A 12,187-nucleotide genomic window follows, 5' to 3' on the forward strand; every position below is an offset into this window, starting at 1 on the left:
GGACTTGCAGGGCGGGGGCAGGAGGGGGAACCCTCCTGCCCCTGTTGCGCTTTTCTCCACCCATGCACGGGGACCAACCCGCGCGAAGCGGGAGAATGGGCGCCATGCAAAGCCAGACAACAGCGAGTGCCGAGCAGGAGGCACGCCAACATGCCCGGTCCGCTCGCCTGACCTATGTGGACCGCTCCGGCCCCGGTATCACCCGCCACCGCGCAGGTAAGGGGTTTTTCTATCGCGACCCTTCGGGAGATCGTATCACCGCCCCGGAGGAACTCACACGCATCCAGGGGCTCGCAATTCCTCCTGCCTATCGGGACGTATGGATTTGCGCCAACCCGAAGGGGCATCTGCAGGCGGTGGGCAAGGACAGCCGGAACCGGCTGCAATATCGCTACCACCCCAGATGGCGCCTGATCCGTGACGAGGACAAATTTGCGCGTATGCTGGTCTTTGGCGACAAGCTGCCTCTGATACGACAGCGCGTGGATGACGACCTCAGACATCCCAGCCTCAACCGGGCGCGCGTGCTGGCTGCCGTGGTGCGCCTTATGGAACGCACGATGGCGCGTATCGGCAACGAGACCTATGCCCGGGATAATCGCAGCTTTGGCCTGACCACACTCAGGCACAGGCATGCGCATATCGAGGGAGGAAAGCTGGCGCTGGATTTCAGGGGTAAACACGGGATCGAGGCACATCTTGACGTGCGTGACCCCAAACTCGTCCGCGTGATTTCACGGCTGCAGGATCTGCCCGGACAGAAACTGTTCCAGTATCTCGATGATGAGGGCGAACCGCACGAGATCCATTCCCAGGACGTGAACGCCTATCTGCAGGAAATCAGCGGAGAGGATATCACTGCCAAGGATTTCCGAACCTGGGCGGCGACCCATCTGGCAGCGCTGACGCTGTCCAGCCTCGAGGCAAGCGACAGCCGGGCCAGGGCCAAGAAAAACATCCTGCGCACGATCGAGCATGTCGCGTCCCAACTGGGGAACACCCCGTCCGTGTGCCGCAAATGCTATATCCATCCGCAGATCCTGACCGGTTATCTAGACGGAAGCCTGCGCGAAGCCTTTGCTCGTCAGGCCGAGACCCTGCTGGAACAGGAGAGCGCACGCACCAGCCTGAGCGCCGATGAGGCGCTCATGGTGGGGTATCTGAGCCGCTTGCTTGACAAACCTGCCAAAAGACCATCGTCACGCACGAAACCCTGACCCGCGCCCCGCTTTGTGTCTGCCGGATTGGAAATTCTGCAGGTTAAGGGGTCGGTCTATGGAATATCGCGTTCTTGGAGCATCAGGGCTGCGTGTTTCGGCTTTGGGGCTGGGCTGCATGGGGATGAGCCAGTCCTACGGTGCTGCCGATGAACGCGAGAGCCTGGCCACACTCGACCGCGCGATAGAGCGTGGCATTACCCTGTTCGATACGGCTGAGGTCTACGGGCCATTTCTGAATGAGGAGCTGTTGGGCCGCGCTCTGGCAGGACGGCGCAGTGCCCTCAAGCTCGCCACAAAATTCGGCTTCAAGATCGACAATGGAAAATCCTGCGGCGTCGATAGTCGCCCCGATCATATCCGGGAAGTGGTCGAGGCGTCGCTGCGACGTCTGCAGACCGACCATATCGACCTGCTCTATCAGCATCGTGTGGACCCGACCGTGCCCATGGCCGATGTAGCGGGCGCGGTGGCACGGCTTGTCGAGGAGGGGAAGGTTCTGCATTTCGGCCTTTCTGAGGCTGGCACAACGGCCATCAGACAAGCTCACGCCGTGCATCCCGTCGCAGCCGTACAGAGCGAATATTCGCTGTGGGAGCGTAATGTCGAGGCAGATATCCTGCCTACCCTGCGCGAACTGGGGATCGGTTTCGTACCGTTCAGCCCGCTAGGCCGTGGCTTCCTCACCGGGACGGCGAAGCCAGCAGAGTCCTATCCTGCGACCGATTTCCGTCATACTGATCCGCGCTTTCAGGGTGAGGCCTTTGCAGCCAATCAGAAGGCAGCCGAGATTGTGGGTGTGATTGCCAGCCAGCATGATGCGACACCGGCCCAGATTGCCCTGGCGTGGTTGCTGGCAAAGGGACAGGACATCGTGCCTATTCCAGGTACAAAGCGGCAGAGCTATCTGGACGAGAATCTGGGTGCGCTGGATGTGCGTCTTGGTGATGAGGATATTGCTGCGCTCGACAGGGCCCTTACTGCCGGGACCGTTACGGGGCAGCGCTATAATACGACCAATATGGCGCTGGTTGATCGCTGATCAGCCTGGCGGGTCATGAATGACTTCGCGGGCGACCCGCATTGAGCAGCGCACAGGTCATCGAGAGCAAATGCGTCACATCGGCTTGCGGGAACCCAAGATGCATCTCACTCATGCGCGGGCAAGGCTCCGGCTTGGTCTGAAATCAGCTGATGTCGAAACTGCTGGCTTTGAGATCGGTCACGCCCATGAACGTCACTTTCATGTTGTTGTCGAGCATGATGGAGGTATTGCCGCCCGACACCGTTGCCGTGGCCAGAAGACTCTGCACAGCAGAGGCGGCATCTGCGGGCTTGTAGTTATACATGAAGAACTTGTTGCCATTGACGGCTGCAAAATCCGTGATCGTGATATCACCCGCCGTATGGCCAGCCAGCACCCCAAACGTGTTTGCAGCGGCACTACCGCCGGTTACAGTGGCAAAGGTCATCCCGTCATTGCCACTATATTGGGTACCGAACACAAAGTGATCCGAGGCTTCACTGCCGATGACTGTCTGCTGACCTGCACCCGTCCAGGCTTCGAACGATCCCTTCGAAGATGAAGCATTGATCATTTCGGCGCTGCTGCTGCCAGATTGATTGCCAGTCCAAAGCGAGATCTTGTTGACATCCACTTGAGCATTAAGGCCATCAGCACCCCAGAGTGTTGCCTGATCTGCTGTGATATTGGTCGCACCGGTACCGGCAATAAACTGGAGCGCACCATCGACACTCAGGGTCTGCCCGGAGCCATTCAGAACTGAGAGATTGCCCAAGGCTGAGACAGTATCGTTATGGGCACCCGAGATCGTGCCGTTATTGCCAGAGAAAATGATGGTTGACCCCTGGCCAGCCTGTACGGTGCTGTCATTCCCAACCGTGATATGGCTGCCGCTCGTGGCTTGATCACTTACAAGACTGTTGCTTCCCAGCGTCACGACCGAATTCCCACCTGTCAGTGTGAGCGATGTCTTGCCGCCCTCCTGTCCCGTTACCGTATCCTCTCCTTCCGAATAGACAGTGTTTACGCCTTTCTGGAGCTGGATAAGGTTTCGGCCGGTTCCAGCGTCAATCGAGTTGACGCCATTGGTGGCGAGAATGGTGTCGTTGCCTGTGCCGGTTACGATAGTCCAGCTGGCGCTTCTTGTGTTGCCGTTGAAATAGTTGTCGCCGGACAGACCGAGAAAACTGCCATCGCCGCTGCCCGCCTCGTAGGTCAGACCCGCCGTGCTGCCACCCAGGACAGAGAGGGTTGCTGTTGGCGTCAGGCCCGCGCCGTCAATGGTCACACGGTCGTTGAGCAATGTCTGGCCAGGCTGGCTGCCAGAACCGGCCCATCCACCAACGCCAATGAAATCATAGGTGCCGAGGGGGGCGAAGCTGCCACCGGTCGTAATCAGGCCCTCAAGCAATGCGCCGCTCGTAGTCGCCGTCTGGTTCGTCGACTCAGACAGGAGCACCGTAGTGAGAGTGTTACGGGTATAGGCATCAGCCATCTGCTGCGCATAGGTCTGCGCCAGCGCTTGCGCCTTGCCTCCCCCGACAGTGACCTGGATAGCCGTGCCGGATGTACCTACTATTGTAACAATGCTCAAACGATTAATTCTCCATAGGGAAGCTCTTGGGTCCTAGGAGTTTTCGTTAAAGATCGCCATGTAACCAGGCCAGTTACGTTATTTTTAGATTTTTAATGCTCAGAAAGGGTGTGAAGTCGTTAAATTTCATAAAATTACGGAATAACACTCATATATTTATCGAAAATTCATCATTTTCGGCGCCGAGGCTGATTTTATACTGTTCTTGACTCATCCGTCATGAAAAAACCCTGCCGCGAAAAACGCGACAGGGTCTCCGTATCTCTTCCCGTGGACAGGAAGGTGGATACTCAGCGTGCGCCCTTGTGATCACCATCGCGCATTTCGCCAGTCGGCTCCTGCGTATGGGCCTCAAGGAACCACAGATGCTTGTCGAGGGCACGAGAGGCTTCGGTGAACAGATCGGCCGTATCGGCGTCGCCGGCTTCATCCGTCACGTCGATGGATTCACGCACGTTGTTCGCAACCGTTGCGTAGCGGTCGATCAGGGCGGAGATATGATCGGCGATCTTGTAAACGTCAGTGGGGTAGGGCGTGCACGCCGAATTCTTGGAGACGTCCTGCACTGTGCCGTAGGCGGTGCCGCCGAGCTGCACGGCACGTTCGGCAACCTTGTCCACCAGATCGTCAACACTGTCACGGAAGCCATCGAGCATTTCGTGCACGCCGATGAACTGCGGCCCCTTGAGGTTCCAGTGTGCCTGCTTCGTGATCAGCGCCAGGTCGATCAGATCGGCAAGGCGGGCATTGAGCGTTTCAATCGACACGGTCTTGGCGTTGGACTTCAGAGCATTCTGGGTCGTATGCATCGCGTGTTTCGTGGTCATTGATCTACCCTAACAAGTTTGATGTCGGACATTCGCGCAAAGCGATGAACTCCAAACGTGCCTGAGGGGAGCCGGTTGCGCTAAAGCCTCGTCAAACTGGGGCTCTTATTCATGTCGAATAGTTCATCATGGTGTGAGGGACGCGGTCGTCAATCACGGTAATTCCTGATGCTTTCCGAACCAGGTCCCGTCTCTCATACCTCGAATACTCAACGCTCTGATGCAGGCAGATCACGCGAGAAACGAGACATGCGCGACAATGACCTTCCACGCAGCGTCCTGTCTGATCCAGGTCTGGCTTTGACGTCCGATGCGCCCGTTGCGCAGATTGCGAAACACGATGGTGACACAACCCGCATCGGCACCAAGAGAAATGATGTCGCGGCGCAGGCGTTCACGGGGGGGAGCGCCACCTGTGCGTTCACGGCGGAACGCAGCGATTTCTTCCGGTCCGAAAAGGTTTTCAGTCGCGCCGAGGCGGATCACGTTCGGTTGATTGCTGAACAACGCATCAAGGGTGGTGACATCATTTTGCGCCAGAGCCTCTTCGTATTGGTCCGAAGCTAGGGTAAGGGCAGAAATCGTCTCGGGGTATGCGGTAAGGTCCATGGGCGCGCCCTTATTCACGGGAATCATTCTTCATACTGGCTGAGGGTGGCATGAGCAGCTTGGGATCTGGCGATCTGGCTCGGTCGATGCGCGACATTCGCATCATATTTTTTAGTCTTGGGCTCGGGGCCTTTGCAATCGGCACGGCAGAATTTGCCGCGATGAGCCTTGTGCCCATGATTGCCCATAGCTTTGGGGTGACCGATCCCGAGGCGGGTCATGCCATTGTGCTCTATGCGGCAGGCGTGTGCGTCGGGGCGCCGACCATTGCCCTTTTCAGCGCCGGGATCAGCCGACGCACCATGTTGATCAGCATGATGCTGCTTTATATGATCGGTAATGGTGTCAGTGCGATCGCACCGAACTATCTGCTGTTTCTGGCCTGCCGGTTCATCAGTGGTCTGCCGCATGGCGCCTATTTCGGCATTGCCGGCATTCTGGCTTCATCACTCGTGCCGCCTAACAAGCGCTCCCAGGCTGTGGGCCGTGTCATTCTGGGCCTGACCATTGCCACCATCGGTGGTGTGCCGCTGGCGAATGGTATCGGCCAGATTGTCGGCTGGCGCTGGGCTTTCGCCCTCATTGCCTTTCTGGCGCTGTGCACTGCCGTTCTGCTGAGTATCTTTGCTCCCAAGGATGCGCCGCGCAAGGATGCCAGTATTCTCAACGAATTCACGGCGCTCAAGCTGCGACAGGTCTGGCTGACGCTCGCCATCGGTGCGGTGGGCTTCGGCAGCGTGTTCTGCGTCTATACCTATCTCGCCTCGATCATGATCAACGTCACGCAGGTGCCGGAATCCTATGTGCCGATCATGTTGGCGGTTTTCGGTGTGGGCATGACAATCGGCACGCTGGTCTGTGCCTGGCTTGCCGATCACAAGATGATGCCAACCCTTGCGGGTGTGCTGCTCATGGGGGCGGCATCGATGGCGGGCTTTCCTGAGGCTGCGCATAAATTCATGCCTCTCGCCATCAACGTGTTCATGATCGGTGCCAGCGGCGGTCTTGCCACTGTGGTGCAGGCGCGCTTGCTGACTGTGGCGGTTGGCGCGGAAGGTCTCGCCGCCGCACTGAACCAGAGTGCTTTCAACATCGCCAATGCGGTCGGACCATGGCTGGGTGGACTTGCCATCTCGGCTGGGCTTGGCTGGACGTCAGTTGGGTGGGTGGGGCTCGCGCTCTCGCTTGGCGGGTTCGGCATCTATGTGCTGAGCATTGCCGACGAATTCAGGACCAAGAAGAACAACATACCTCGCGTGTGAGCCGGGGCGGGAGAGGGGAACACCCTCTCTCGCGGGCAAGCGCCTTGTCACGGGCGCGAGCCCTTCATGCGGGTAGTCCCGATCAGGTGCGCTGGGGATCGACCAGATCGAAGAAGGGCTGGAGATCGACGGTGAAGAAGCGCGGATAGGCGGGGTCGCGTTCATAGAGCGGGTGTCCGGCCCAGCGCTGCTGCATGACCTGCCCTTCCTCGAAGAAGCGCGCTTCCTGCTCCGGCACATCATCCGAGCCTCGTGAGACGCTCTCATGGTGCCAGGCCAGTGCCTCGGCACAATAGATGATGCGATGACCGGCCGACCGGATCCTGAGGCAAAGATCGACATCGTTATAGGCGATCTTCAGATGGGTCTCATCGAACTGCCCGACCTCCTCGAAAACCGACCGATTCACGAGCATGCAGGCGGCGGTGACCGCCGTAACTTCATGGCTGAGCAGGATACGACCGATATAGCCGTAATCCTCGGGGCCGCAGCCGCGATGGGCATGGGCCCCCACGCCAGCAGGGCCAACCACGACACCGGCATGCTGTATGGTCTGGTTGGGATAGAGCAGGCGCGCCCCAACGGCGGCAACGCCCGTATCGGCCAGTGCCTCGTTCATCATCAGGCGCAGCCAGTTGGGGTGTTCGACGAACACATCATTGTTCATGAACACAAGATAGTCGGACCGGCATCCGGCCGCGGCAAGGTTGTTGAGCCTCGAATAGTTGAAAGGCTCCTCCACTGTCAGAAAGCGGATATTGGGATGGCTGCCAAACTCACGCATGAAGGCGTGTGCCTCTGGCGTGACTGACCAGTTATCGATCAGGACAATCTCGAAATCCGGATAATCCGTGCGTTCCAGCAGGGTTTCCAGGCAGCGGCGCGTGATGTCGATCTGATCCTTGAACGGGATGATGATCGAGACACTGGGGACGGCATCGAGCCGCCAGTCCACCCGGTACAGGGTAAGGCCATTGATGGATGAGACATCGGCCGAGAAGCCCCGACGTGTCAGATGGTCCGAGACGGCCTTCACCCCGGCGGCAATGGCGTAATTCTTGTTGCCCACCGTCACCGCGGTCGAATTGGGCGTCATGCGCCAGTGATAGAGCAGTTCTGACACATGGGCGATGCGATCATGAGGAACGGTTTCACAGGCACGCAGCATGAAATCGTGATCCTGCGCACCATCATATTCGGCGCGCAATGGGCCGATGGCGCGCATGGTCGCGGTTTCAACCATCGTGAGATGGCAGATATAGTTGCAGCCCAGCAGGTAGCGGTAGTTGAAATCAGGCTTGAAATTGGGGGATTGCCAGTTATTGGCCAGATCAACCTTGTCCTCATCTGAATAGATGATGAGCGCATTGCTCTCTTGTGCCTTGCGCAGCATGACTTCAAGCGCAACATCGACCAGCATATCGTCATGGTCGAAAAACACTGTGTAGGCGCCCCTGGCAGCTTCCATGCCAGCATTGGTAGCGCCGGAAATTCCCTGGTTTTCCGCAAGCGGGAGAACGCGGATACGGCTGTCCCTGGCGGCATATTCCTCCATCAGCGCTGTCGTCTGGGGGCAGACCATGCCGTCATCAATCAGGAGAAGTTCCCAGTTGCGATAGGTCTGGTTCAGGACCGAGTTGATGGCGGTGACATAGTCTGCCTTCAGAGGCTTGTAGGTAGGGCAAAGGATGCTGATCAGCGGTTCATCTGCCAGCGGGGCCTTGACGCGCATGAGTGCTGTACGTTCGCGCAGGGCCGGGTAATAGAGCGAGGCCCAGCGGTCATAATTGCCGAGATTATATCCTGCCTGGGGGATGGCAGCGCGTATCTCGGTGCGCAGCTTGGTCAGTTCGCGGTGCAGGCGGTCGATTGTCTCGGCAATATCGAGAAGGCGCGTCTCAAGCGCGTCATCGGCAATCGAGCTTGTGAACGGGCTGCCCATGAGGTGTTCACCCTCGGGCATGACCTTGACCGAAAAGCTTCTGGGGGAGGAGCCGCGAAAGCGCTGCGGGATGGGAATTTCGAAGCCGCAATTCGGATTGCAGCCCACGGCGGCGGCAACGTCACCACGATACCGATCGGCACGCACCTGTGCGACCAGGACATTATTGGCTGTCACCGAAACAATGCAGTCACCGCGCCACTCTGCATCTTCCGGCATCTTTTGCAGGATCCAGCCCTTGAGAGCTCCCTGCTTGATGCCATCGACGCAGCTTGTGTATTCAGGTCTGGCTTTTATAGTAAATTTATGAACTAAACCTTTTCCTTCTTGTAAAGAATCGTCTTGTATGGGTAATGATGACCGATCCTGGAAGCGTATGGATAATTCATGCTGTGCGCCATCCATGAATCTTGCAGGAATGGAGAAGGTGAAACCCAGTCGATCGTGCGGTGTTCTCAAGGCATTCTGCACGTCGCTGCGTGACTGATCCGCTAGAATCTGCGCGATTTCCTGTCCGTCGATCAGGACATGAAGCCGCACGGGGGTCGAGGGATCGAGCCGATTGACGGCCCAGCCAATTATGGTCTCGTTCTGGAGGCCATCACAGTAACCAATAAAAGGGCTGTTGGGTGGGGCAGTTTGCATAGTCTGTTTCTCTTGCAAGTCGCATCGGTGACCTCATGGCGGTCATTGATGTCAGCAATGCCGCAGTTACACCGACATGGCTAGGTAAATACCTGTCATTAGTTATCTAGGAGATGTTTCATTACATTCTTTCCCAGGATACGCGTCGTCATGATGCAGCGTGATGAGGGAAGCATGCTCATGGCATGGCTGTCGTATTATGGTCGGGTGTTCGGTCTTCCGAATCTCACGATCTTCGACAACGGGTCGCGTGATCCCCTGACATTGCATCTCCTAGCACAGGCTCAACGCTGCGGTGTCACCGTCAGACGGGACCGTGATGACCCGGCTGATTTCCACGGCAAGGGTCTCCATTTTGCGGAGCAGATACGCGAGTGGGATCGCAGTTCATCCTACGATTTCGCCTTGCCTGTCGACTGCGATGAATTCCTGACGGTTGTGGGCGACGAGGGTCTCTCGACCGATCCGGATTGCATCAGACGGGAATTTGCGAGGCATATCGGTGAGAAAAGGGCTCTGCGTATTGCTACGTCCCTGTTTAATATTCCTGGAAGACCTGGCTGGTTTGCTGTCGATTCCGGTTTCTTCAAGGGCTTTGTGCCTGCAGGCTGCGTCGGAGTGGTTGATAATGGACAGCACAATCCGTCATCACTCATGGCGCCAGGCTATGCCCTGACACGCTTTACCTATCTCCACTGGCACAATCACGATTATGGTGAGATGCAACGCCGTGCGCGACGCAAGCTCACGAATTCACTTCTCGACCCCGATGATCGCAGTGCCTTGCTGCGCTACGCGGCAACACCCAATCTGCCCGGACGCCACCTTGTAAACGTGCTTCTGGAAGATGAGAGGCACTTTCTGGCCCGATATGAGGGGCTCCTTCATGTCTATATACCATGGGCAAAATCAGCATCCTCCCTCCCGGTTCATGTGGAGAACGGGCCGATCCTGTTTCAGGATCACGCCATGACGAAGCCCTGGGCAGGCGAGGCCTATATGGTATCACAGCCTGATGTGATGGATTGGTCTCCCGGCCCCTTGATGCATTATCTGCTTCACGGCTGGGCCGAGGGGCGCAGCTTCTGACCCTGTCATGAAATATTCACAGGCCTGCCATGAACAGGCTTGTTGTCTCACAGGGGCTGGAAAGCTACACGACAGACTGGCAGAAGATGCCTTTGACCTCTGTCACCGCCTTGTTTGAGCCAGGACGCAACGACCGTATGACTAGTGCTGCCGCGCCGCGGACCCAGCCTGCACCGCTCCAGGAAGCCCGGAAAACCCCGTTCTGGAAGGGCGATCGTCTCTTCCGGCTGCTGGTGGGGGCGTGCGCCCTGCTGGTGCTCGTATCGTTGGGCGGGCTTGTTCTGACCATGGCGATGGGAGGCAGCAAGGCCTTCAGCACCTTTGGTGCAGGCTTTGCCTTTCACGATGTGTGGAACCCCGTCACCAATGAATACGGTGCCCTGGCTCCCGTATTCGGCACAATCGGCTCGACGCTCATCGCCATCCTGATCGGTGTGCCGCTGGCCTTCGGGGCGGCATTCTGGCTGACCAATATTGCACCGCCCATGGTGGCAGGTGTGGTCGGGACTGCCGTACAGCTTCTCGCCGCGGTACCCTCGATCATCTTCGGTATGTGGGGCTTCTTCATTGTCGTGCCCTTCATGGCGCAGCATGTGCAGCCTTTCTTCCGGCATCATTTCGGCCATGTGCCTGGCATACGCTGGCTCGTGCATGGCGCACCGTTCGGTTATGGCCTGCTGACGGGTGGGCTCGTTCTGGCTGTCATGATCACACCCTTCGTGACGGCCGTGATGCGTGACGTGTTTGCAGTCATGCCGCCCATGCTCAAGGAAAGCGCCTACGGGCTGGGCGCCACACGCTGGGAGGTCATGCGCCGGGTGATCGTGCCCTGGTCGCGCGCCGGTATGATCGGTGGTGTGGTGCTCGGCATGGGTCGAGCTCTCGGCGAGACCATGGCGGTTACCTTCGTCATCGGCAATGCCAATACGATCGGCTGGTCACTGTTTGCGCCACGCAACACGGTGGCTTCTCTCGTAGCGCTCGAATTTCCCGAGAGTGCGGCAGGCAGCCTCAAGCTCTCCTCACTTCTGGCTCTGGGTTTCATCCTGATGCTGCTGTCCTTCACCACGCTCGCGATTGCACGCTGGCTGCTGCGGGAGAAACGGGCATGAGCAAGGCGATGGGAGCGGGATGGCGCAAGGACCCGCGCGCCACACAGCGCCTCGTGATGGACCGTCTGGCGACTGTCATGAGCCTTGCCGCAACGGGCATCCTCGTGCTGGCGCTGGTTTCCATTCTCTGGACTTTGCTCTGGAACGGTCTTGCAGGGCTGTCTCTGGCGGCATTGCTTCATCCCATGGGGCCGCCGGGCAGCAATGGCGGTCTGGCCAATGCCATTCTCGGCAGCCTGATCCAGACAGCAGTGGCGCTCATCATCGCAACACCCGTCGGTCTTGGCTGCGGGATCTATCTTTCAGAGTTCGGCAGCGGCTCGAAATTCGCGATGTCGGTGCGCTTCGTCTCCGACGTGCTGCTTTCGGCGCCGTCCATTCTGATCGGGCTGTTCGTCTATCTCGTGCTTGTGGCCCCTTTCGGCCACTTCTCCGGGCTCGCTGGATCGGTGGCGCTGGCCATTCTGGCTGTCCCGATCATCGTGCGTACGACCGAGGATATGCTGCGCCTCGTGCCCGTGGCTATGCGTGAAGCCGGCTCGGCCCTTGGGGCGGCTCATTGGCGCGTTGTGCTCTTCCTGTGCCTGCGTTCGGCAGCGCCGGGCGTTCTGACAGGCATCCTGCTCGCGCTTGCCCGCGTGAGCGGAGAGACCGCGCCCCTTCTTTTCACTTCGCTTGGTAATCAGAACTGGTCGTTCAGCCTCAACAAGCCCATGGCGAGCCTTCCCATCGCCATCTACCAGTATGCTGGCGCGTCCTATGATGACTGGGTGCGTCTGGCCTGGACGGGAGCGCTTCTGGTGACGCTTGGCGTTCTGGGTATCAATATCATCGTGCGGTTCGGCTTCCGCAGCAAACAGTCATAA

10 protein-coding genes are annotated in these 12,187 nt (G+C 58.3%); 6 read left to right on the forward strand and 4 right to left on the reverse strand.

Annotated elements, in window-relative coordinates; translation table 11 throughout:
* Window positions 1-104: 104 nt before the first annotated feature.
* Together ED655_RS04325 and ED655_RS04330 are read left to right on the forward strand one after the other, a co-directional pair.
* Window positions 105-1,217 (forward strand): DNA topoisomerase IB, encoded by a 1,113-nt coding sequence (locus ED655_RS04325; RefSeq protein ID WP_122049238.1) that lies wholly within the window; start codon window positions 105-107, stop codon window positions 1,215-1,217.
* Between the two features lie 58 nt (window positions 1,218-1,275).
* Window positions 1,276-2,259 (forward strand): aldo/keto reductase, encoded by a 984-nt coding sequence (locus ED655_RS04330; protein ID WP_122049136.1) that lies wholly within the window; start codon window positions 1,276-1,278, stop codon window positions 2,257-2,259.
* Between the two features lie 145 nt (window positions 2,260-2,404).
* Here the strand turns inward: ED655_RS04330 and ED655_RS04335 are convergent, their stop codons facing one another.
* The 3 genes from ED655_RS04335 to ED655_RS04345 form a co-directional block, all read right to left on the reverse strand.
* The gene (locus ED655_RS04335; protein ID WP_122049137.1) at window positions 2,405-3,835 is read right to left on the reverse strand and encodes a beta strand repeat-containing protein; all 1,431 of its coding nucleotides are present in this window, start codon (window positions 3,833-3,835) and stop codon (window positions 2,405-2,407) included.
* A gap of 290 nt (window positions 3,836-4,125) precedes the next feature.
* The gene (dps, locus tag ED655_RS04340) at window positions 4,126-4,662 is read right to left on the reverse strand and encodes a DNA starvation/stationary phase protection protein Dps (protein ID WP_023979065.1); all 537 of its coding nucleotides are present in this window, start codon (window positions 4,660-4,662) and stop codon (window positions 4,126-4,128) included.
* Window positions 4,663-4,893: 231 nt separating this feature from the next.
* Complete coding sequence (locus ED655_RS04345; protein WP_122049239.1) at window positions 4,894-5,271, reverse strand: AtzH-like domain-containing protein; 378 nt, start codon at window positions 5,269-5,271, stop codon at window positions 4,894-4,896.
* A 50-nt stretch (window positions 5,272-5,321) separates the two neighbouring features.
* Between ED655_RS04345 and ED655_RS04350 the strand changes: the two genes are divergently transcribed.
* Complete coding sequence (locus ED655_RS04350; protein WP_122049138.1) at window positions 5,322-6,533, forward strand: MFS transporter; 1,212 nt, start codon at window positions 5,322-5,324, stop codon at window positions 6,531-6,533.
* 82 nt (window positions 6,534-6,615) lie between these two features.
* Here the strand turns inward: ED655_RS04350 and ED655_RS04355 are convergent, their stop codons facing one another.
* On the reverse strand, window positions 6,616-9,120 hold the full coding sequence (locus tag ED655_RS04355) for a glycosyltransferase family 2 protein (RefSeq protein ID WP_122049139.1): 2,505 nt from the start codon (window positions 9,118-9,120) through the stop codon (window positions 6,616-6,618).
* Between the two features lie 150 nt (window positions 9,121-9,270).
* On the opposite strand from ED655_RS04355, the gene ED655_RS04360 reads away from it, so the two are divergent.
* From ED655_RS04360 to pstA, 3 genes are all read left to right on the forward strand, one after another.
* Complete coding sequence (locus ED655_RS04360) at window positions 9,271-10,209, forward strand: glycosyltransferase family 2 protein (protein ID WP_122049140.1); 939 nt, start codon at window positions 9,271-9,273, stop codon at window positions 10,207-10,209.
* A gap of 137 nt (window positions 10,210-10,346) precedes the next feature.
* Window positions 10,347-11,321, forward strand: a complete 975-nt coding sequence (gene pstC / locus ED655_RS04365) for a phosphate ABC transporter permease subunit PstC (protein ID WP_023979060.1) — start codon at window positions 10,347-10,349, stop codon at window positions 11,319-11,321.
* Window positions 11,318-12,187: a phosphate ABC transporter permease PstA gene (pstA, locus tag ED655_RS04370; RefSeq protein ID WP_031241008.1), complete on the forward strand. Its 870-nt coding sequence runs from the start codon at window positions 11,318-11,320 to the stop codon at window positions 12,185-12,187. Before pstC ends, pstA begins: the two co-directional genes overlap by 4 nt.

Source organism: Asaia bogorensis (genome assembly GCF_900465345.1).
Taxonomy (GTDB): Bacteria; Pseudomonadota; Alphaproteobacteria; order Acetobacterales; family Acetobacteraceae; genus Asaia; species Asaia bogorensis_A.